19 protein-coding genes are annotated in these 23,048 nt (G+C 40.9%); 8 read left to right on the forward strand and 11 right to left on the reverse strand.

Annotation, left to right across the window (positions count from 1 at the left end; all coding sequences use genetic code 11):
• The 7 genes from H6G26_RS26460 to H6G26_RS26490 form a co-directional block, all read left to right on the forward strand.
• On the forward strand, positions 1-660 hold a 660-nt coding region (locus tag H6G26_RS26460; protein ID WP_277883921.1), incomplete at its 5' end, for a group II intron maturase-specific domain-containing protein.
• A 93-nt stretch (positions 661-753) separates the two neighbouring features.
• On the forward strand, positions 754-1,269 hold the full coding sequence (locus H6G26_RS26465) for an alpha/beta hydrolase (protein WP_190732775.1): 516 nt from the start codon (positions 754-756) through the stop codon (positions 1,267-1,269).
• Positions 1,270-1,424: 155 nt separating this feature from the next.
• Positions 1,425-1,637 carry a DUF2555 domain-containing protein gene (locus tag H6G26_RS26470; protein ID WP_190732777.1) on the forward strand — a complete coding sequence of 71 codons (213 nt, stop codon included), beginning with the start codon at positions 1,425-1,427 and terminating at the stop codon, positions 1,635-1,637.
• A gap of 96 nt (positions 1,638-1,733) precedes the next feature.
• Positions 1,734-2,939 carry a bifunctional phosphopantothenoylcysteine decarboxylase/phosphopantothenate--cysteine ligase CoaBC gene (gene coaBC, locus H6G26_RS26475; protein WP_190732779.1) on the forward strand — a complete coding sequence of 402 codons (1,206 nt, stop codon included), beginning with the start codon at positions 1,734-1,736 and terminating at the stop codon, positions 2,937-2,939.
• Positions 2,940-3,336: 397 nt separating this feature from the next.
• Positions 3,337-3,693: a hypothetical protein gene (locus tag H6G26_RS26480; RefSeq protein ID WP_100897934.1), complete on the forward strand. Its 357-nt coding sequence runs from the start codon at positions 3,337-3,339 to the stop codon at positions 3,691-3,693.
• 103 nt (positions 3,694-3,796) lie between these two features.
• Positions 3,797-4,819 carry a spore photoproduct lyase family protein gene (locus tag H6G26_RS26485; RefSeq protein ID WP_347242508.1) on the forward strand — a complete coding sequence of 341 codons (1,023 nt, stop codon included), beginning with the start codon at positions 3,797-3,799 and terminating at the stop codon, positions 4,817-4,819.
• Between the two features lie 362 nt (positions 4,820-5,181).
• Positions 5,182-6,663 carry a site-2 protease family protein gene (locus H6G26_RS26490; RefSeq protein ID WP_190732782.1) on the forward strand — a complete coding sequence of 494 codons (1,482 nt, stop codon included), beginning with the start codon at positions 5,182-5,184 and terminating at the stop codon, positions 6,661-6,663.
• Between the two features lie 95 nt (positions 6,664-6,758).
• Here the strand turns inward: H6G26_RS26490 and H6G26_RS26495 are convergent, their stop codons facing one another.
• The 3 genes from H6G26_RS26495 to H6G26_RS26505 all read right to left on the reverse strand — a co-directional run bounded on the left by H6G26_RS26495 (position 6,759) and on the right by H6G26_RS26505 (position 10,299).
• Positions 6,759-8,018, reverse strand: a complete 1,260-nt coding sequence (locus H6G26_RS26495; protein WP_190732831.1) for a glycoside hydrolase family 10 protein — start codon at positions 8,016-8,018, stop codon at positions 6,759-6,761.
• 99 nt (positions 8,019-8,117) lie between these two features.
• The gene (locus H6G26_RS26500; protein ID WP_190732784.1) at positions 8,118-9,017 is read right to left on the reverse strand and encodes a hypothetical protein; all 900 of its coding nucleotides are present in this window, start codon (positions 9,015-9,017) and stop codon (positions 8,118-8,120) included.
• A 778-nt stretch (positions 9,018-9,795) separates the two neighbouring features.
• Positions 9,796-10,299 carry a hypothetical protein gene (locus H6G26_RS26505; RefSeq protein ID WP_190732786.1) on the reverse strand — a complete coding sequence of 168 codons (504 nt, stop codon included), beginning with the start codon at positions 10,297-10,299 and terminating at the stop codon, positions 9,796-9,798.
• Between the two features lie 474 nt (positions 10,300-10,773).
• On the opposite strand from H6G26_RS26505, the gene H6G26_RS26510 reads away from it, so the two are divergent.
• The gene (locus H6G26_RS26510) at positions 10,774-10,932 is read left to right on the forward strand and encodes a hypothetical protein (protein ID WP_190732788.1); all 159 of its coding nucleotides are present in this window, start codon (positions 10,774-10,776) and stop codon (positions 10,930-10,932) included.
• 150 nt (positions 10,933-11,082) lie between these two features.
• On the opposite strand, the gene H6G26_RS26515 is transcribed toward H6G26_RS26510, so the two are convergent.
• The 8 genes from H6G26_RS26515 to H6G26_RS26550 form a co-directional block, all read right to left on the reverse strand.
• Positions 11,083-12,258 carry a calcium-binding protein gene (locus H6G26_RS26515; protein ID WP_190732791.1) on the reverse strand — a complete coding sequence of 392 codons (1,176 nt, stop codon included), beginning with the start codon at positions 12,256-12,258 and terminating at the stop codon, positions 11,083-11,085.
• Positions 12,259-12,611: 353 nt separating this feature from the next.
• Positions 12,612-12,959, reverse strand: a complete 348-nt coding sequence (locus H6G26_RS26520) for a hypothetical protein (protein ID WP_190732793.1) — start codon at positions 12,957-12,959, stop codon at positions 12,612-12,614.
• The gene (locus tag H6G26_RS43890) at positions 12,925-13,629 is read right to left on the reverse strand and encodes a calcium-binding protein (protein ID WP_190732795.1); all 705 of its coding nucleotides are present in this window, start codon (positions 13,627-13,629) and stop codon (positions 12,925-12,927) included. Before H6G26_RS43890 ends, H6G26_RS26520 begins: the two co-directional genes overlap by 35 nt.
• Before the next feature lie 339 nt (positions 13,630-13,968).
• The gene (locus H6G26_RS26530; protein ID WP_190732797.1) at positions 13,969-14,355 is read right to left on the reverse strand and encodes a hypothetical protein; all 387 of its coding nucleotides are present in this window, start codon (positions 14,353-14,355) and stop codon (positions 13,969-13,971) included.
• A 788-nt stretch (positions 14,356-15,143) separates the two neighbouring features.
• The gene (locus H6G26_RS26535; protein WP_190732799.1) at positions 15,144-15,440 is read right to left on the reverse strand and encodes a hypothetical protein; all 297 of its coding nucleotides are present in this window, start codon (positions 15,438-15,440) and stop codon (positions 15,144-15,146) included.
• A 405-nt stretch (positions 15,441-15,845) separates the two neighbouring features.
• A complete protein-coding gene (locus tag H6G26_RS26540; protein WP_190732801.1) occupies positions 15,846-16,643 on the reverse strand; it encodes a peptidylprolyl isomerase in 798 nt (265 codons plus the stop codon).
• A gap of 87 nt (positions 16,644-16,730) precedes the next feature.
• Positions 16,731-18,269, reverse strand: a complete 1,539-nt coding sequence (locus H6G26_RS26545) for an HlyD family efflux transporter periplasmic adaptor subunit (protein ID WP_190732803.1) — start codon at positions 18,267-18,269, stop codon at positions 16,731-16,733.
• A 91-nt stretch (positions 18,270-18,360) separates the two neighbouring features.
• Positions 18,361-21,417, reverse strand: coding sequence for a peptidase domain-containing ABC transporter (locus tag H6G26_RS26550; protein WP_190732805.1), 3,057 nt, complete (start codon positions 21,415-21,417; stop codon positions 18,361-18,363).
• Positions 21,418-23,048: the final 1,631 nt, after the last annotated feature.

A 23,048-nucleotide genomic window follows, 5' to 3' on the forward strand; every position in this document is an offset into this window, starting at 1 on the left:
CGCGGAATGAATGTAAGCCAAAAGAAAACCAAAGTTACCGCCGCGACAGATGGGTTTGATTTCCTCGGCTGGCACTTCAAAGTCCAGAAAAACGGAAAGTTCAAAAGTACTCCCTCAGTGGACAACTTCAAAGCTTTTCGTAAGAAAGTAAAACACATCGTCAACAACTCGAATTATGGTGCTACCACAAAGGCTCAAAAATTAGCCCCGGTAGTTAGAGGATGGAGAAATTACCATAAGTTCTGCAAGATGGACGGGTCTAGAAACTCGTTATACCACATCCAAAAAAGAGCTTATACGGTATTCAACAAGGAAACCAAGCTAAACCGCCACTCTAGCAAGAAATTACTAGACAAAGCATTCCCAGCAGTTTCCTACTCCGAAAACAAACACATTTCCGTCAAAGGAACAAAATCCCCTTATGACGGAGATACAGCCTACTGGAGCGAACGCAAAAGTAAGCTCTACGACAGCGAAACCTCTAAAGCTCTCAAGAAGCAAAACCATAGATGTGCTTCCTGCGGCTTAAAGTTCATCGATGAAGAACGGGTTCACCTGCATCACATCGATGGAAATCATGCCAACTGGAAGAAAAATAATCTTGAAGCAATTCACGAGAGTTGCCACGATTACAAACACATGAGCAAAGGCGCAAGCTAAGAACATCGGAAGCTGGGTGCGGTGAAAGTCGCACGCCCAGATTTAACTGAGAGGTGCGGGGAATAATATCCCCCATCGACTCAACCAGCATCTTTGTTACCCTTGCTCAACTTACCTGATTATCAGTTTGTATTACCCAACGCACCTTTTCCTTATCCTTATTCCCCTGTAGGGAAGGCATGGTATGACCTGCGGGTGGAGAATATGTATCAAGGATTGGCAGAAAGTCGGCAACTGCTAATAGATTTTTTGCAATCTTTAGAAAGTACCACTGGCGTACCTTTGTCACGTACCATTCTAAGTGGATTTTCTCAAGGTGGGGCAATGACTTTAGATGTTGGCTCAAAATTGCCCCTAGCAGGTTTAGCTGTCATGAGTGGGTATTTACATCCTGATGCAGTAGCGGCAGATCAAAAAGGGATTCCGCCTACTTTAATTACCCACGGTAAATATGATGAAGTTGTTCCAATACAAGCAGCCTGGAAGGCACGAGAAACTGTAGAGTCTCTAGGAGTGGCGGTAAAATACCACGAATTTGACATGGGGCATGAAATAAATCCACAAACGTTAGAGGTGCTACGGAATTTTGTTGTAAATGTAATTGGCTAGTCAGAATTACGAATTTTTTATAAATTCTGGTATAAATGCTGAAAATTTTCACGAAATCAATGCTCTCTAATGAGTAATATATATAGGGTGGCTGCGTTCAGCGCAACTTAAACCCATGCTGAAGGCGAGTTCTGCATAAGGGAGGGGCAAGCATTATGACAACTCTAAGCATTTCCAGGAAAGAAATTGCTGCCATGACTGCGGCAGAAGTAGAAGAACTGGCTACACGTCTCGATCTGGATAATTATAGCAATGCTTTTGAGGGTTTAAATGATTGGCATTTATTGCGAGCGATCGCATTTCAGCGTCCAGAGTTAGTTGAACCCTATATCTATCTCTTAGACTTGGAACCTTACGATGAAGCGTAGTTGAGAGTTAGGAGTTAGGAGTTAGCAGTTAAGAGTTGGAAATTAATATTCGTAACTACTTGCTTCTAAATTCCTATTTACTCCTAACTTTTTACCATGACTAATCCAAAATCGAACAGAGTTCTAATTGGTGTAGGTGGCGGTATCGCCGCCTACAAAATCTGTGAGTTGGTTTCGACGCTGTTTAAAACTGGGGTGGAAGTCCGAGTTATTCTCACCCGTTCAGCGCAAGAATTTATTACGCCTCTGACAATAGCCACCCTATCTCGTCATCCCGCCTACACAGATGATGATTTCTGGAAACCAACCCACTCTCGTCCTTTACACATTGAGTTGGGTGAATGGGCAGATGTCATGGTAATTGCCCCCTTGACGGCTAATACATTAGCAAAGTTAGCCTACGGGATGGCTGATAATTTACTCACCAATACCGTGCTGGCTTCTACTTGTCCCGTGCTGTTAGCACCCGCAATGAATACAGATATGTGGGAACAGCTATCGGTGCAACGAAATTGGCAACAGCTATTGATAGATAGCCGATATCATGGAATGAATACGGCATCGGGTTTATTAGCGTGCGATCGCATCGGTGCTGGTAGATTAGCAGAACCTCCAGAAATTTTGGCTTACATCCAATCGTTGTTACAGACTCAAGGTAAACGAAATTTAGCTGGTAAACGAGTGTTAATTAGTGCTGGGGGAACGCGAGAATATCTTGACCCAGTTAGATTTATCGGTAATCCTTCCACAGGTAAAATGGGATTAGCTTTAGCGCAAGCCGCACTTCACCGAGGGGCAAACGTCACCCTGGTACATGGCCCAGCTAATTGGGATATACCATTAGGAGTGCAAGGGATTCCCGTCATTAGTGCCGAGCAAATGCAGCAGGCGATGTTGGAATATTTACCCAATGCTGATGTAATTGTCATGTCAGCAGCCGTGGCAGATGTGAAGCCAAAAGATTATAGTACAGAGAAATTACCCAAGCGATCGCTCCCCCAAGCCTTACCTCTGGAACCTGTACCGGATATAGTCGCCCAATTAGCAAAACTTAAACAGCCGCATCAGATATTAATTGGTTTTGCTGCACAAACTGGGAATATTGTCAAGCCTGCATTAGAAAAATTACAGAGTAAAAAACTTGATGCTATTGTTGCCAATCCCATCGATCAACCTGATAGTGGTTTTGGGAGTGATAATAATCAAGCGATATTTTTAGATAGTCAAGGTAATAAGCTAGCGATCGCACCTTGTTCTAAATTAGAAATGGCCCATCATTTATTTGATTTTATCATCACTTGATATAGCGATTCTCATTTGAGTGAGGTACGCGGCATTATCGATTGGTAAGCTATTATGCCTTTAAATTACACAATAACTTATCAGGTTTGTTGACAGTTAACAGTCAGCAGTCAACAGTCATTAGATGGGCGATAGCTTATCAACTTAAGCCAACAGTCTCATTGAATTTGCGGCTTAAGAAAAAATTAAGGATCTGAAACCCACGGAGGTGAGTTTTGTTTGTGTAGACGCGGTTTGTAACCGCCCTTTTAGCTTAAGTTGACAGGCATGGGCATTGCCGTGTCCTTACAAGGAAACTACTACTTTGAATTGGGTATAACCCGTATGCTCTATGGCTTCAAGTCACTTTTGTAGATTTTACAATATAAGTAAGACATAAAAATAACGCTTCAATTATATGAAAATACTCTCATCAGAACTAGTCCATTTGGGATTTGGCAAATATGTGCGTTCTGACCAAGTGACAGCAGTTATACCAATAGAAGAGGAGCGAGGCCCAGGGCGACGAACCTTTGTTCACGTTCAAGGGCAAAGCGATCCAATTATCGCCTCTCGCGCTGAAGATACCATCATCCGTGATTTGGTACAGGAACCACGCGAAGTTACCCAAGCCCGTCAGCAGCAGGAAATTCTTCAAGATTTATTGGTTAATTTAGCTAATGTTAATTCAACTGTGCGTCGAATTAACCGTGATGAAGGTAGTTTGGATCTTGATTTGTTAGAACGACGAATTAAGCAAGTCCTGGAAAATTAATTGCAGAAGTCAGCAAACTAAATAACGGAGAAAGATATTGCTGAATACCATTACAGACCAAGTTTCAGTATCAGATACACAAACAAGATCACCAAGGTTGTGGATACCTGAACGGGTACTGTTTACACCTGCTGCTCTAGATGAAGATTGGGGGCAGCAGATTCTTAAACGTGTGCAGTCACTCAATTTACCAATAGAAGAACTATCACAGAACCGCCTGAAGGGATTGCGTGGTGAGTCTGAGCGAGATACTTACAACATCGCCAAGCGTACCTTAGCGGTGGTTACTGCACCACCCAGTTCTTTTAAACTGAGTCCCATTCCACCTTCTGCGGATTGGCAGTTTCACCTTGCCGAAGGTTGTCCTGCTCACTGTCAATACTGCTATCTAGCAGGTAGCTTGTCGGGGCCACCTGTCATCCGCGCTTTTGCCAACTTACCGCAGATATTAGAGAACTTAGCTAACTACGAGCAAGACGGGAAAACCACAAGTTTTGAAGTTAGCTGTTACACAGATCCATTAGGTATTGAGCATTTAACTGGAAGTCTTGCTGAATGTATCCGTTACTTTGGCACTCGTACCAATGCACATCTACGTTGGGTATCGAAGTTTGATGCTGTGGATGGATTACTCGACTTACCACACAATGGGCATACTCGCTGTCGGATGAGTGTTAATGCTGCACCGATTTCTGGCAAATTTGAAGGTGGCACGGCATCCGTAGCATCCAGACTGAATGCATTACGACGGTTGGCGCTACCACAAGAGCGTGGCGGTGGCGGTTATCCAGTAGGTTTGGTTATCGCGCCAATTATGCCGATAGACGATTGGCAGATGCACTATAGTTGTTTGTTTGACCAGATAAACGAGGCACTGGATTTTGACTGTAACCTTACCTTTGAGTTAATCTCACATCGGTTCACACCAGGGTCAAAAGAAGTGTTACAAACTTGGTATCCGCAATCAAAATTAGAGATGGATGAAGCAAAACGCAGCGTCAAGCGTAATAAGTTTGGTGGGACGAAGTACGTTTATGAGAAAGACATAATGAAGGCGTTGCGTAGCTTTTTTGAGAGTGAGATTAGTAGGCGCTTTCCAAATGCTGAAGTTCTTTATTGGACTTAGGAGACTACTTCGCTCAAATACAGTTTGAACAAATTAATTATTAGGTAAGAGAGCGATTGATATATTATGCGATCGCTCTTTTTTCCACCTGCTCAAAAGCTGGTGCGTTAGGCTAAAGCCGTAACACACCCTAACTTTTGATTTACTTTATAAATGCTCTCTTACCTTTGAAACCTACTAATGCATCAAGCCAAAATCTACTGTAAGAGCTATTGCAAGTTCGATTTGCCCAATGTCTGGGTTGGGCTAAGTCCACTCAAAGGGGGATAATTTGGGCAGACTACAGGCGGCGTTATACATTAATAAGTGTATCTGCAATACCGGACTTGTTCTGGCTTAGTCTCAATAGCAAAGGTTTGGAGATGTTTACTTTATCAGAAACTTCTATCCTGGCGGCAATCCTACTGTTAGCTTTAGGCATTTTGGGCTGGGGCTTTTATCGCGCCAGACCTTTTGGTAAACTGGGAATCTTAGCCTGGTTACAGTCGGTGGTGTTGATGACTCCCTGGCTCCTGTTTTTTGGATTGTTTGCCGCAGGGATTTACATCAATATAGCGGGTATATTGTTCTTAGTAGTGACTTCCGCAGGATTGTACATCTACTTAGGCAGCCAGTTACGCGCAGCTGGGCAAGATGCCATCCTTAAGCAACGCGCAACAGAAAGAATCGCAGCTGATTCTTTACTTGAAGCAAAATCCTCACAACCAACAGCAGCAGAACTGAAACCAGAGATCACGCCGATACCAGAAGAAGACTTAAATGTAGTTAAAGGTATTTTCGGTATCGATACGTTTTTTGCTACAGAAACCATCGCTTACCAAGATGGAGCCATTTTCAAAGGCAATTTGCGGGGAGAACCAGAAGAGACTCACAACCGTCTAACTGCAAATTTGCAGCAACGCCTTGGTGATCAATATCGCCTGTTTTTAGTGGAAAATACAGATGGCAAACCAGTGGTGATTGTCCTGCCGAGTCGCAATGATCCCCGGCCAATGTTGTTATCGCAAAAAGCTTTTGCAGGTATTCTGTTGGTAGCGACCATTGCCACAAGTTTAGAAGCTGCGGGATTACTACTGAATTTTGATTTCTTTGCCAATCCAGGGCGGTTTCAAGAAGCTTTGCCCATAGGCGGTGGGATATTTGCGATTTTAGGAGTTCACGAAATCGGTCATTGGTTACTTGCCCAGCGTCACAAAATTCGCCTTAGCTGGCCCTTCTTTTTACCAGCTGTGCAAATTGGTTCCTTTGGTGCAATTACCCGCTTTGAATCTTTGTTACCTAACCGCAAGGTATTATTTGATATCGCCTTGGCAGGGCCAGCCGCAGGTGGTATTGTCTCTTTGTTAATGCTGGTGACGGGCTTGCTGCTTTCCCACCCAGGTAGTTTATTTCAATTGCCCAATCAGTTTTTCCAAGGGTCGATTTTGGTGGGAAGTTTGGCGCGAGTTGTCCTTGGTTCGGCGTTGCAGTCGTCCCTGGTAAGTGTTCATCCTTTAGTGGTGATTGGTTGGTTGGGGTTAGTTATCACAGCTTTAAACTTAATGCCCGCAGGACAACTAGATGGTGGGCGCATAGTGCAGGCGATTTATGGACGCAAAACCGCAGGACGGGCAACGATCGCAACTTTAATTTTACTGGCGTTAGTGTCTCTCGGTAATACTCTTGCTATGTACTGGGCGATCGTGATTTTCTTCTTGCAACGGGATCAAGAACGCCCTAGCTTGAATGAAGTCACTGAACCTGATGATGCTAGAGCCGCTTTGGGGCTTTTGGCTCTATTCTTGATGATTACCACGCTTCTACCCCTGACTCCTGGCTTGGCTGGGCGTTTGGGAATAGGATAGTGCTTATGGAGCCTACACCCAAACATTGTTAAATGATTGTTGGTGAACCTTCGCTTAAATTAAGCGAGGTGTTCACCGACAGCTTATGAAGAAAATTAACTAAATGGTTTCCAACCTGCAAGCAAATTGGGGTAAGCCATTGGTGTAGGGAAAATCTTCTGGAAGGCAGTTTGACGCTCTTGAGGCTTTTCTTTGCTCATGTTCCAGAGGGTTTCATAAAAAAAGAAAGAGACTCCAGCAAAATTGCGATCGCGTACTTTTTGCACTTGTGTCTGAATCTGTTGCATCGGTACAGATCGATTTTTCAACCCAGCCAGAATACCCACACTCACTGGAATATGGCTCTTTGCCGCTTTCACTTCTGGATATTCTAATTCGTTAACAAAAACATTCAAATCATCACGATATATCTGCAAAACTAAGTCTTCAATGATTCCCATCCTTTCCCATTTCTGCCAGTCTGCTAAAAAGTACTCATAGGAAAAACGTTGAGGATTAGGAGCAACGGAAACCAGGCAATTTTTCTTAGTAGCTTTAACGGCTGTAAATACCCGCTTCATAAACTCGGTGATTTTGTTAGCTCTCCAGCGCACCCATTCTGGATCTTTAGAGTTTTTGGAGGGAGCTTTCCCACGGTGTTCTTTTTTGTAAAGTGCCACTGTATAAGCATCGTACCCTAATTCTGATGGTAGGCCAAAATGGTCATCAAATTGAATACCATCAATATTGTAGTTTCTGACAATTTCAACAATTAAATCTTGAATAAATTGTTGTACTTCTGGACGGAAAGGATTTAGCCAAACACGATTATGCGTCCCTTCTTTAACAATCCGAGTCCCATCGCTGCGACTGGTGAGCCATTGGGGACGATTTTTAGCTAATAGAGAATCTGCTGGTGCCATGAAGCCAAATTCAAACCAGGGAATCACTGTTAACCCTTTTTGATGTCCTACATCAACAATTTCTTTGAGGATATCTCGCCCTTTTAAACCGGGTGTAGGATCGAGCGATCGCCCAATAACTTTTTGTGCAACCTTGCTGGGATACAATGTATATCCCCAATTCCAAACTGCCGGATATATGGTGTTAAAATTAAGTTCGTCAAGGCGTTGCAAAGATCCCTTGAGGCGATCGCTCGAAAACAGCACATCACTATCAATATTTGTTAACCATACTCCCCTTAACTCAGATGCTGGCGTTCGCGGCAGGTTAATCTGAGCGTTCAATGGGAACGATAGCATCACCGTAGCTACCACACTCAAGGTAGCTATAACGGCAAACAAAAGAGACTTTCTGCTTTGGGGAGTATTCCACCAAAAAGGAAACTCAGCACACCACTTTACAAACCTTTTCATCATTTGCTACAAACATCATCAAAATTATGAACAATCAGCATAAATAGCGATCGTTTCGATTGTAAGCGCTAAAACAATCGCTATTCATGCTGAGGTTTATTATTTGGCGCTGGCTATAAGTTGATTCCAGGCTTTGACTGCTGCTTGTAAATTCTTTGGCAGGTTATTTTGAGAAATATCGTTATACTCAACCGTACCCTCAAGGCTTGTAAGAGTGTAAGTAATAAAATCAGCAGAACCACTGGGGGCTGGGTACCTCAGATTTTTGAATTTACTAAATTGAGAACGTTTTAGCGATCGCACAAATTGTTGCACCTGTTGCACAGGAACGCGGCGAACACTACGTTCAGAATCATTGGCATCACCAATCCGTACCCGAATTAATTGTCCATTTTTGAGTAAAACAGTCTCGTAGGTTCTGCCAATAAAACCACCACTGGAAATTTCTCGAAATACTACATATCCAGGTAACGGTGGTGGTAACTCGCTGACTGGAATTTGCACAGGGGCCAGTGGACTTGAGCTAGCCTTTTCATTCAGCCTGAGTGCGGAACCTGTTTGATTGGTATGATAAACTAGGGTTTGGTCACCAATGCCTACAACCACCCGCCAACCCGGTACCAAAGCTTGGGTACAGAATTCATCAGCATTAGCTAATTCTAAACAGCCATCTCTCCAAGTCTGCTGTTGAGCCTCAATGATTGTTAGCTGAGAAATTGGCTGTTGCAAACGTTTAGAGGCGGCTTGTAAAACAGCATTTTTTACAGATGCGGGTAATGTATCTGACACCGCATTAGCTACTGGACGTGGTAAGCCGTTTGGTTTAATACTTTCTTTGAGAACTTCATTGCTTGTTTCTAGCGATAATTTCGCAGAAGCGCCCGTAGCACCTTTGATAAGTGTTAAACCGTTAGCAACAGACAAAATTCCAGTCAGAATCAAAGCAGCGAAAATTCGCGTTTGATTGGCGTTAAAGTAGTTTTTCAGCATGAATTTCATAGTAAGATACGAATTTTTGCTAAGAGTTATATAACTCATAAATACTATCTAGTCACTAATAGATAATAAAGTATATAATTCCAGAAATTTGCCAGTTGGAATTAACTTAGTACCTGTCTTCTGACACAGATATAAAGACAAAGACGCTAACGTACTGATTTTTTGTTCCTTGTAGCGATTTTTTCTGTACTTTACCTATGCGGGAACCGTTATACAGCAGTTTTCTTTTGCATGAGGTACAAAGTCACTGGTTTTGAGGCAGGAGGCAGATCGCGCAGCGTGTCGTAGACAAGGCAGGAGGCAGGAGGGAGAAGAATAATTTGATTTGTGAATCCTTGGTTCTGTACCTCATTTAGTTGCAAACTGCTATATATAGGACTCATATTTGATTTTTGAACAAAACTTTAGTACACCTTTATTCCTTCTTCCTAGTCCCCAATCCCTTACCTCTACGAGTGATTCAGAAATCAAATCGGATTGCTATAGAAATTTCGGATTAAAATGCACTCAATCAAAACGCCCTATAACCCAACGGCAATCAAGCAAGAACTCAGAAGCTCATCAAACTTCATTATTATGAACAGTTTGTTGGAGAAGAGAATCCACACTGCTGTTTAAAAAAATAGCTTGCCAGTAAAGCTTACAATGCTTTTGCGTAACTCTGGTAAGTGAGGGTTTAATAAAAGTAATTTTATAAAATAATGTGACAGAATGTAGCTTAAATTTTCCTTGACTCAAACCAGTGTATACAATATTTTGCAAGTAATTTCAGCCAATATTAAGCGCTGATGGCTTGCTGTTCAGCTTCAACTAACTGATTGTTAGGTACATCAAATCTAATGGTAGTGGCTGCCCAGTCTTTAAAATCGGGTGCTAGCCAGACTAGCTTGCACAAAATTTCATCATTTACCCACAATACCAACGGAAACCGAAACTGTTTCCGAAACTCATCTCGCATGATATTGGTACTGATGATGAGTTGGCTGATGTCGGCTACAGATTCTAAACCTCGTACCATCAAAGCTTCGGGTTGAGTAGCACCAATTCCATTTGTAATAGCTGTATATAAAGTGTCTGCCGCAGGTGAGAGTAGAATTTCGTAGATGTCTGCTGATGAAAATTCTGTTAACACATTCAGCACGTGCTGCTGCCTTTCAACACAGTTACAACAAGCTAATATCAGTGAGAATTCCCCAGCAGAAACCATCATCGCTCTTGCCAGCCTATTAGTGGCTGTTGTGCTTCTAGCTGTGCCGTTTTCCGAATTACTTAAGCTGATCATTAAAAAATCCTGGTTTGAATTTTAAAAATATCTGAGTAATATTCAGTTATTCTACTCTATAAATTTTTACTTAAAAGTGTTAAGTAGGTAATTTTAATGAAGTTTTTCTCAAATACCAAGCATAATACTACGCATATTTAGCTAAGAAGTATATATATCGTGTATTATGCCACACTTACAATTAAGAGATAATGTAAAGGTAGTATCAAAATCATGTAAACAAAAGATAATGCAAGCATAAGGAAGCAAGTAAGAAATTAGCAATTTAATTAAACGCTATTTTCATATATTTTGGCATCTACGCATTGGTTAAGTAGTTATTTCTTAATATAGTGTTAAAAAAATGCTCAGTATTGAGTTTAACAATAAACATTGGGAAATGGGAAAAAACCTACCTGGACAATGGTTTGAAGAATTAGCTATGGAAGATCGCTTCTGGTGGTGTGCGAATAGTCAATAAATACGAGTGCAACTATGTGGGCTGCTGTTGTGGCTGTGCGAAAACAGCAACCCACTCAGATTGTGATTGCTGTGCCTGCGGCTGCACCCGAAACTTGCTATGAGTTAAAAGTTGAGGTAGACAAAATAGTTTCTGTATCCACACCTAGCCCTTTCCAAAGTGTTGGTCTTTAGTACGAAAACTTTCCCCAAACTACTAATGAAGAAGTCCGCGACTTACTGGCAGAACAAAAAATGAAGGTTCCGCTATAGATTAGCGATCGCAACCCATATTAAATGTCTAAAAACTATAGCAAAAAGGTATTACAAATCTAATAAATGACTCTAAGAAAATATGAGTGACTCAGAACTAAACTGCTTAGAATTTACACCCGATAGCAATAATGTTTGTTGAGTTTCTCCAGCATTAAAATTTAAAATGAGTCCATCATTAGTATCAGTTATATTTCCTTGAGAAAACATCTCATTTAACCAACTGTCAGCCTTAATATCATCCCAACCCTTAAATTCAAGCTTATCGATACCAAATTGAAAATCTTGAATAACATCAAACTCTTCTTTCAACAAGCTATCGCTAACGTTGATAATATTATCAACACCGAGACTAACTAGTAAATCTTGGATGCCAGCAAGCTGATCTGTCAACAAGGTATCACCACCGTTGAAAACAAATTTGTCATAGCCGTCGCCACCAACTAAAACATCATTTCCCTCACCACCAATCAGAACATCATCACCCGAACCGCCATTTAAGCTATCATTGCCTTCGCCTCCATTTAGAGTATCATCCCCTTGGCCGCCTTCGAGGATGTCATCGTCTTTCTTTCCATCCACCTTGTCATTCCCTAAGCTGGCATAAATTTTGTTTCCACTGTTACTTCCTTGAAGATTATCTTTTCCAACCGTGCCATAAATAACATTTTTACCTAAATTGTTGATTAAAGTATCTCCTAAAAAAGTAATATTACTGACATTCATCTCTACTAGCGTTATGTTGGTGTTACGATTAAAGGTTTTTTTATAACTACCAACCGCCTTTCCTATGAGGGAGTCCTCCCCATTATCGCCGTCAATATCAGTAGTTTGCGGACGACTCTTAATAGTAATATTACTACTCTTGCTATATTCCAAATCAGCAATATGCTCAGAGGAAATTAACTTACCTTGGATACCGAAATAATCTAATACCTTAGGTTTATCAGGATTTGTGGTATCTAGTGCCAAGAACCCAATTTTACCCTTAGCCTGATTATATTCAGCAGCAGAATTTTCAATTTCTTTAGCTGTTAGTGTTAAGTCTGCAAAGAAATCGAAAGAAAAGGTTTTTTTAGCAGCAACTTCAAAACTACCAATCACTTCCATTTTACTACTGGCGCTTCCTCTGAAAGAACCATCTAATCCAATGCCAGTAACGTCACTAAAGAGCGAAGAAAAAGTTGGATCGGTATTAAAAACAGATGCGGCTTGAACCGTAGCAGTAGCAACGCCACTTTCAACCAACGTCTTTACCTGAGTGGTAGTCAAAGTTCCTGAAGGCTTTTGACTATATTTGGAGAAGGAAGCAACCCCTGTAGCGTTAGCAAAGTTAGGGTTGGGATTAGGAATTTTATCTACAATTGGCTGTAAAAATAGTGTTTGTGACCGCATAATATTTTCTGTTTATCCTGTTAAGTACTTTGTCTACAAAGATGTATGAGTGTATGCAATCCTATGTTGTGAAATTAGTCGTAGCGATCATACAATCTCATAATTTAAGCAGTAATGTCGGTTATCCAGGGCGATCGCATCTATAACTACTCTTGACCACAAACAAGGTATTGTTAATTTCATCTTCTATTGATGATGAGACATACCTATCTAGTCAGGTCAACGTTTGCTACAATCGCAATTAGGTCATTGCCGCCAGGAAGTTGGGCGAAAATCAAAGTATCAAGCCCAGATATCTGAGATTTAGTTTCAAGTTTATAAGTCACTGCTGGACTAAGTGCCAACTGATCAATACCCTTCTCAAAGCCCAAAATAGTAGCATAGTCATTATCGCCAGCAGATGTATAATAAGAGCCATTCGCATCCCCAAGCACAAATACATCTTTGACGCTGTCGGGAGAAATATTTGTGACGTCGCCCTTATTGTCAACCGCACCGCCACCTACTAACACATCTCTCTCAAATTGATGTTCCTCTACTAGGGCTAAATCCATTGAGAGTGTCACTACCAGCACCCCCTACGAGAAAGTCCTCAAAGAATCCTTCAGGAGCATTTGGAGATCCGCTACGGCCTCCAATCAGATTATCATTACCATCGCCACCAAATATTACGTCACTACCCTGATCTCCATTGAGGGTGTCATTGCCAGCAGCCCCAAAAAGCAAGTCATCCCCTGCACTTCCCGAGAGATTATCATTTCCGAGTCCCCCATTAAGGGTGTCATTGCCGAGACTTCCAACGAGCGTATCATTGCCACTATCCCCATTTAGCAAGTCATCACCAAGACTTCCACTCAGCAGATCATTACCGCTACCCCCATTCAGGGTATCGTCACCGAGGTTGCCAAACAATCTGTCATTCCCATCTCCTCCATTCAGTAGAGAATTACCACTGATACCTGCATATATCTTGTCATTACCACCTCCTCCGGTCAAAGTATCGTTACCACCAAGTCCAAAAATCGTGTAACTATTAGTGTTAGTGTTTCCTTGTGGGGCATTTAATAGATCGTTGCCGTTAGTTCCTTGTAAAATGCCACCAGATGTATTGTTATTAAGACCTCTTCCGGTCAATATATCGTTACTACGGCTAAAAAGATTCGCAATCTTATCATTATTAGTGTTTTGTATATCGTTGCTGTCACTTCTTTGTATAATTGCCATGTTTTTTACCTCGGAAATTTTTGGTTGAAGTTGCCAATGTATACTGGGTAATCATCTAAGGGATGTTTTAAAAGTATTTGGCTGTGATTTTAGGCAGTTGCTTATTATTAAGCCAATGACCAGTGATTCAGTTAACAGTGTCGAACCTTGCTCACTGGTAACTGTTTACTGACAACTGTTGATACTCCTAACTCCTTTAAAAATCTAAACAGGGAGATTTTCGCAGGATCTAATCTAATTTGACACCAATAATAAGCCTTTTAAAACATCCTCTTAGCTACTTTTGAGCGGTAGGTTCCTTGCAAAATTATTGTCCTAAAAATAGGCTCAATTAGCGCCTTACAGAAGACTATTTTGAAATTGATCATCACCTATCGAATTGAGACCTGTAAATGTAAAGTTATTTAACAGGTTATTATTTTCTACTATGCCAATCCCATTACCTAAAGATGCATTCAAATCAGTCATGACATTAGTAGGCTCGGAAGTAGAAGTTGTTGTACCTATAAATAAACTGCCATCAGCACCTCTGGTTAGTGCATCAGTGCCTAAGTTGCTGACGAAAGTATCGTTATCTTGATCTCCCAATAGCAAATCGTTCGTGTTACCTCTACTTAAGGAATTCGTGGCTACCACGGTACTTCTATTTGATGTTGCTCCGGATACGAAAACTTTTTCACTCTCGTTAATCGTTAAACCTGTGGGGGAAGCAATGCTGAGGTTCATGCTACCGCCGGCACCACTTATATTGACGTAGGACAGACCTGTGACAAAAATACTGCTCATTAGATTTCCTCTTGATACTGCTAGATATGCAATACCGACTTGATCAGAGAGGCAGGGGAGCAGGGAGCAGGGGAGAAGATGCTGTAATTTCCCAGCAATAGGGGGTTTCAGAGCAAATAAATTTATTTATGCTTAATGTTAAATATTTATTTCGATAGCGCAGCGTATACCCTTCTCTACCAGAGGCTGCGCCCTAAGCGTAGCCATGCCGCAGGCTTTACGGGATGCTTCGCTTAGAGCGAGTTATCGAGCGTCGATGCATAGGACAAGAAATAATGCGTCCAAGCTTTCAAAGCCAATAAATTTATTTATGGGGTTCTCCCCCAAGCTTTGTATACCCTGTCCTCTTTCCTCTCCTTTGACTGATAGTTATGATATTAAAGCTCAAGTATGGCACTTGTTAGATGCTGAACTTTGGAAGCGCTACGCTAAACATTACTCGGCTTGACAAAAAGCTTCCTAACATTAACAAACAGATATCACGTTGCATGAAAGAGGTAAGTCTTGCAACTGTCTAATTAACTGTGTTAAGATTGAATTAAATTTAGAAAACTGCTGAAAACTATCTTAGCTTATAGTTTTCAGCAATTTTTGAACATCCAACAGTAGGTTGAGTAGAGTACAAGATAACCCAACAAAACAATTGCTATGGAGTGTTGGTTTTCATACTCACTTTAACCTGCTTTTCTTTTTAGGCTTCAGCTTAACTAATCCAGTTGGATCAAGTATTACTTAACGGTAGCAGAAATAGCGTTAACGAAAGTCTCAGAGCGATTGTCTTCGGTTTGAACACCACCAATGACGCTGGTGAAGGTTCTGTTGCCAGTAGCATCAGCACTAACAACTAATTCAGCAACGTTTCCTTCGATACCATCTAAGTTAGTGTCAATTGTCTTGACGAATTTTTCATTAACATCAGCTTTAACTAACTTGTTTGTAAAGAAGAAGTTTTGGATGTTAGTACCACGACCACCAAGAATTTCTTCAGAGGTGTTTTCCAAGTAGTTTAGATCAGAAATAATCATTTGAGTTTCTCCTGCAAATGCGTAAATTGCTTTTAGGAATCTTTGTTTTAGCCAATCTTTTATTGGCTATAAGAATAATATAGTTTGTTTATTTAAAAGTCAATGTTCTCAGACAAAACTTTGATTTAAAAAACTAATGTATTCATATTTAAAAATGAGTATACATAGCATTAAATATAATTAAAAAAAGCAAGACAATTTTAGGCAGTAATAATTGTTAGCTACTGCCTAGTAAGGCTTATGGCGATTAAACTTAATCTTTTACAGCACCAAATTAGCAAAATGTGGATATATTCACAAAATACTGAAGACAAAAATTTATTAAATTTTAAACAAACAACACTAGGATCTATAACATTTATGAAAACTAGATGCAACTACCTTTAGTTAGGAAAATCCAAGAGCCTATTTAGTCTTGTTGAATGACATATTTAACAATTCCTCCTGCGATCGCACATTTGAATCTGAGTTTATCTGAGTAATAATTTTCATTGCGTTGATTTGTTGTTTTAGCCAATCAGAAAATGATTCTGCAATGATTTTTTGGCGCAACTGTTCATCTAGTTGGGGTTGAATAACTTCTTCTACCCAAATTAAATGCACCCCCTTGGGAGTTGTAATCGGTTTGAGAGATTGTGGCGGTACAGCAGCAAATACAGCTGCTGCAATCTCTGGACGAAAATCTTTGCGGTATCGGAGTCCTTGATATCCATAAGCACGGCGGAGTTCTGGTTCTGGGATATATAAACGAGCAATTTCAGGAAAATTGATTTCGCCTTCTTCGAGCGCATAAAAAAGTTCTAAAGCCAAGTCTCGATCCTCGAAGACAACTTCGTAGGTAACGGCGGCGACATAATCTAGTTGGTGTTCATAAAAGTGCTTTTCGAGTTGAGCAGAAAATAGATGCTTTGCTAACTTCTGCGAAAGAATGTTGTTGTAGGCTAATTCTTCAAACTCATTCACAGACAGATGGTGTTTTTCTAGCCATGTCCAGGTTTCTTTAGCTTTGACAAGCTTCTTGGCAAACCTTAAACGATCTCCTTCTTGCTGTAGTTCTTCTGGTGTTACTGTAATTCCTAGTTCTTTAGCTGCTTCGATAATGATGCTTTGCGCTGCTATTGCCTCTACTACATTAGGTATCTGACAAGAAAGTTTGAGGCTGTGAATGATATCTGAACTGGAAATTGTCAGACTGTGGGGCATAATACGATATCTCCAATAACTAAGAAAATTCGGCATGGGGCATTGATGGTTCCTTTTGCCCTATTTCCTAATTCAAAATCGCTTTGACTAAATCTCTAAACCGCCTTTTTGCAGTTTTTTGAACGGATCTAAAACAAAATCAATCACGCGCCGTTGGCGAATGATGACTTCAGCATTTGCTGTCTGACCGGCTCCTAATGGAATACGTTTGTTGCCATTTTCGACATACTGCTGCTCTAAAATGATTTCTAATTCATAGTTTTCGATGTTTCCTTGGGGTGTTTCGGTAATTTTCGAGTCAGGAGAGATCCAAGTAACTTTCCCTGGCACGATGCCATACTCCTGGAAGGGATAGGCATCAAACTTGACTTTTACTGGCATTCCTACCTTCAAAAAACCACTATCCTGATTAGGCATACTAGCTCTGAGTACGAAGTCTGCATTCTTGGGTGCGATTTGGGCAATCCTTTGACCGAGTTGTACAACTGCTCCTGGCTTCGTGGTGGGTAATTCGAAAATCACGCCATTAATCGGCGATCGCACCACCCGTTGCTGTATCTGAACTTTTATAGATATAATCTGGCTTCTTGTCTGAGCCATTTCTGATTGCACTGCTGTTATTTGTGTCTGTAAGTCTTTTAGCTGTTCCTGATTTTTCATTACAGCCAGTTGCCCAGCTTGCAGCACACTTTTATAGCTACTTTGTTCTTCTTGCAGTCGGAGTCTTGCTTGTTTGATATCAGACTCCAACATATTGATAGTTACTTGATAACGATTTAGCTCTTCTGCCAAACGCAATTTTGCTTGTTTAATATCTGATACAGCTCTGCTATAGAGTCGTTTACTTTCTTGTTCTTCTTTTTTGAGTTGATCAATTTGGGTTGCAGAAGCTGCACCATCCTGAACGAGTTTGCTAAAGCGGGCAATTTGCCTGGAATCTATACTCAGACGAGTTTTAGCCGATCGCTGATCATCGCGGGTGGTATCAATCTGCTGCTCTGCTTGCTTAACTAATGCTTGTTTTTCTAACTTTTGCAGGTTATGGCTACTCAGTTTGGCATCAAGGTTTTGCTCTGCCTGATTAACTTGAGCCATTTTTTCTAATTCTTGGGATTTATTTTGTTGCTCTAAGAGGCTAGTTGACATGAGGAGTTGACTTTTGAGCAATTCCAGTTGGGATTGCCGATTTTGTAGCCCTTCCAATTTGCTCTGGAATTGTTGCAGTTCCGTTTGTAGGACATCAGATTCTAGTTCTACTAAAACCTGGCCAGCTCTGACTGTATCTCCTTCTTTGACCATAACTGCTTTGACACTTCCAGCAGCTTGAGCATCTAATTTTTGAGTTGCACCTTTTGGTTCTATACGCCCTCTAGCACTGCCAGTCTCATCTACTTTTGAGAGAGTTGCCCAAGGTAAGAACAGACCAGCAAAGGCTATGAGTACATACAACAAACCACGAGTCCAAATCCGAGGTAAGGCATTGAGCAATGCTTCAGTACCGTAGTACAAGTCTTGATTGTTATTTTCTGCCTCAATAACTTCCACAGATTCTTCTTGCTGTGTGTAACTTTGATACTCATCTGGCTTTTCTTGGGGAAGTGGGGATGATCTATTGGGAGATGGCATAGTTTTAATTCCGATAACAGTAGATAGGGAGTGGGGAGTGGGGAGTGGGGAATAGGGGGAGTACAGGAGAATAGTAAATAACCGCCCCATCTCAACTTACTTGAGCCAGTTGTTGTTGATTCAGGTAGTAATAATGACCTTTTTTAGCGATTAATTCGTCGTGAGTACCGCTTTCTACCAAAACGCCTTGATCTAAAACCAGAATCAAGTCAGCGTTGCGGACTGTAGAGAGGCGATGGGCAATGATTACACTTGTGCGTCCTTGAAGAATTGTTTTGAGGTTGTTTTGAATAATTCGTTCTGATTCGGAATCTAGGTGGCTGGTGGCTTCATCAAATAGTAATAATCGAGGATTTCCGAGCAAAGCACGAGCGATCGCTAGGCGTTGGCGTTGTCCACCAGAAAGCATACCGCCGCTTTCACCAATTTGGGATTCGTAACCCATCGGTAGTTTTTGAATAAAATCATCAGCTCCAGCATATTTTGCTGCTTGGATAATTTCTTCTAAAGAGGCATTTGGATGAGCGATCGCAATGTTTTCCCGAATCGTCCCACCAAAGAGAAAAGTATCTTGGTCTACAACACCAATTTGAGAACGGAGCGATCGCAACGAAACACTGGTGATATCGCAACCATCAATGAGTAGTTTGCCATCTGTCGGTGGGTATAAACCTAAAATCAATTTACTCAGGGTTGTTTTTCCAGAACCGCTACGTCCCACAACTGCAACCATCTGTTCCGGCTGGATTTCAAAGTTAAGATTTTCTAAGACGTTAGTCTCACTTTCTGAGTGATAGCGAAAGGTAACATTATGAAAGCTAATGTGACCGCGTAGCTTACCCAACGCCTTCCGGGGTTTAGTTTCTAAGTCTTCTTCTGGTTCCGCCTCCAACACATCATTTATGCGTTCGGTGGAAATTACAATTTCTTGCAATTGATTCCACAGCATAGATAGCCGTTGGAAAGGACTCAAGACGTTACCCACCAACATATTGAAAGCAACTAATTGTCCAATAGTCAGTTCACCATTAATTACCTGGGTCGCTCCATACCACAGCAATGCAGTGTTTACAAAAGTTTGGATGACACCACTGATAATTTGTAGGTGATTACCAATTATTTGAGCATTAAAGGATTTTTTAACCAAATCATTCAGCAGTTCCTCCCAACGCCAGCGCACAGTCTGTTCAATTGACAATGAGCGGACGGTACGAATTCCACTAAGAGATTCTATGAGATAGCTTTGTTCTTTAGCGCCTGCATTAAAAATTTCTCTGGAGATGCGGCGCAAAATACTTGTGCTAGCCAGCGCCAAGATAAAAAATGGCGGTACAGTACACAGCACAAATAATGACATCCGCCAACTATAGGAGAACATCAAGGCCAGATAAACCACCAATGTCAGCATATCCAGCAAAATGGAGAGTGTCTGCCCAGTGAGAAATTGCTGAATTTTCTGGTTTTCTTGGATGCGCGAGACTATATCCCCAACAAAACGCGACTCGAAATAAGAAAGGGGCAAGCGGAAGGTATGTTTAATAAAACCTACCAATAGGGAGATGCTAATACGGTTAGCAGTATGAAATAGAAGATATTGTCGTACAGCGTTGACAGCGACACCAAATAACCCAAAAATAATCATCCCCAAACCAATAGCGTTTAAGGTTGTCACACTGCGTTGCACAAGTACTCTATCGAGCAATAACTGAGTGAATACTGGCGTTACCAGTCCAAATAATTGGATTAATACCGAAGCTACAAAGACTTCTAATAGTGTCCGATAGTGAGGTTTGATTAACTCAAAAAATTTCCAAAAGCCCGTACTTTCGTTTTTAGTATTTTTTAATAAGGCTGTAGGTTGTAGTAACAATGCATAACCACTCCAACCTGCTTGAAATTCAGCTTTTGTCAGGTTGCGTTGACCAAGAGCAGGATCACATACAATCACCCGCTTTTTGGTGATTTCATAGACAACGATGAAGTGGTTGCCTTCCCAGTGAACAATTGCAGGTAAAGGTTGTTCTACCAATTTATCAAAAGTGGCTTTCACTGGACGGGTGGCAAAACCCAGGTTTTCTGCTGTGGCTGCCATAGCCTTTAGAGATGCACCACTACGGTTGACGTTGGTCATATCTCGCAGGCGATTGATACTAAAATGCTTACCCCAATAGTTACCAATCATCACTAAGCAAGCAGAGCCACAATCGGCAGCACTTTGTTGGGCATAGAAGGGATAGCTTTTAGTGAGCCGTTTCCACCAATGCCCCACTTGCACTTTTGGACTGGGAAAGTAAAAAGATGATTTTTTTGGTTGTTGTTGTAACTGCTGATCTCGTTGGGGAAAAGGAATAATTTTGGATTTTGGAGATCGAGAAGTTTTTTCCTCACTCCCCGCTTCCTGCTCCCCACTCGCCAATCCCCACTTCCCTAACTCTGGCAAGTATTCTAATGCTGTTTGCCTATGGTCGTTTTTCAGAATGTAAACAATTGTTGGTTGAGTTGCCTGCCAATCGCCTTGTTTTGGTTGGGCCAAGATTGTGCCTGGTGTCAAAAAATCGCCTTCAAAATGCCGCAGTTGACCTCTGTACAATAGCCATAGCTGGGAATCTTGGGATACTTGCGTAGTTATAGAGCCAGTTTCTAAATACTGTCGCTCAAAGAGAGATAAAGCTTTGAGCATCCCTGGTACAAGTGAAGTATGGCACGGTAATTGTGAGGTTTGGCGACATAACAACAGCAAATCCCAAAGTTCTGCACGGGCAAACAGGCGATCGCGAATAGTAGGATACTTGTCTATCAATGGTTGCAATGCGTCTTGTCTGAAATAGCCAAGTTTTAAGCTTGTCGAAGCTCTGACTACATAAGGGCTAAAGTCAGCTTCGGGAAACAGAGTCAATTCGCCGAAAACAGACCATGCACCAAAGGTAGTAATTAAATTCTCAGAACTATCCAATAGTCGGACTTTACCTGTAAGGATAATGTAGATACCAGGGTTCGTCTGTGCAGATTGCCAAAACTGCTTTGCTAGTGGTGGCTCTACAATTTCCATTGCTGCCAGTAAGTTTTGTAATTCTTTTTCTGAAAGCTTTGCACCCAAGGTGTACAACAGCCTTTCGCCTACATGTTCCCCAGAAAGCACGGCTGGCATTTTCTAACCTCCAAGACAGAATTTAGTTATTGCTCTAAATTGAAAAAATAAGTATTATTTGATACTTTTATATTTTGTGATGAAATCCTAAGTCTCCTGGAAGAAAAGAGTATTGTTATATAAAAAGTATTTTTATTTGAAAAGCAGCGCTACTCGTTGTAGCAGACCTTTGATATGACAATCACTAATGTGATGTGAATGCTAAAATATTGAGCTACATCTTTGCCTAGCCAAGCTTCTTTGCTTATAAAGCATCAATTCTTGCAGTGCCTTCGGTCACCACAAGACTCGTGCTTTCAGTAAGAGGTTGAAGAAGAATTTAGAAGCAAAGCATCTACAGCTTTGTCAAGGTATTAGAATCAATTTAGTAAGGTATGATTTAGCCTACAGCGCGTAACCTCCAGCATTAAAAAGCTGGCTTTGGGCAGGCTACATAAAGAGTAAAGAGACGAGAAAAACTATAAAGCACATCATGATTTTTTGAGATTTTACTACTTAATCAAAATCTCACTTAAACAATATTGCTTGGTTTGTTTAGAAGCTACTAAACTCAATCTTTTTCAAGTCATGTTTAGTCTCTTTAAACATATACCCTAAGAGCTATGTAAATTTTATTACACCTCCTCTAGCAGAATTAGTGCAAGTGGTTAAAATGGTGTTGCAAGAAACATATTTAGATAATTAAGTAGGTAGGCGGGAAAATTTATAACTATGTTATTGCGATCGCCGCAAAGTCAAGCGAGCAATAGAGCTTCAAGCTTTTTAGATTTAGTTACATAGTTAGGTTTATTTGTGCCTACCTACTTAGCTTACACTGATTAACTTAAAGTTTGAATGGTCTCATACTTATTTTCCTGTAAATTTTATAAAATCTTACATAAGGGATAATTCTTAACAAAAAAAATATAATTCTAAGCCATTTATACATTAAATCTTTAAAGAGATAGACCACATAGTATGGTGCAAGTTATAACAGCACATAATACTCCCAGTTCGCCCCGCCCATTTTGTCGAGAGTTACAAACAAAGTCTACTTTTAACAATTTCTCTAGGTCTACAGATTTAAATATGTGCTGTTGTAACCCAACGGCAAGTAGCTGGGACTGATTAATTTCTTCAGCATAGGCTGAGAGGGGTTTTTTAAATGGTAAACCATAAAAAGTTCCTTTCTAATGGACAGGGCTTTTGCAAAGAATTAAACAATGATCAAGTTGTTAGCACTAAAATATAATGCAATAACACTGCTACAACTTGAGTTCTCTCGGTTTCTGTAAAGTGTAAACTTCATAGAAAACTGCTTTTTCAAGTTGTTTCTAAGTAATCTGGACAGCAGTTAGTCTTATTGGTGATATCTCTGCAAACTTACAAAGCCTACAACGCAATATCAGCTTGATATTAACATCATTAATGATTTTATGTATAGTAGCTAAAATGAATAACCCAACCTTGCCACTAGCATAAAGCACATATCGTTGCTTGAAACGCTAGTGATATTTGGCTTAGGTAAAACCTTGAGTTAGGGACTTCCAAATAAAAAAACATCCGGCCAGCGCAAAGATTTTGCTGGAAGATGTGTAAGGTGCGGAACATGGTGAGCCAGCGCGTTGGGCAGGTTCCCCGACTTGAAGCGA

The organism is Nostoc sp. FACHB-888, assembly GCF_014696655.1.
In the GTDB taxonomy this organism is placed as follows: domain Bacteria; phylum Cyanobacteriota; class Cyanobacteriia; order Cyanobacteriales; family Nostocaceae; genus Nostoc.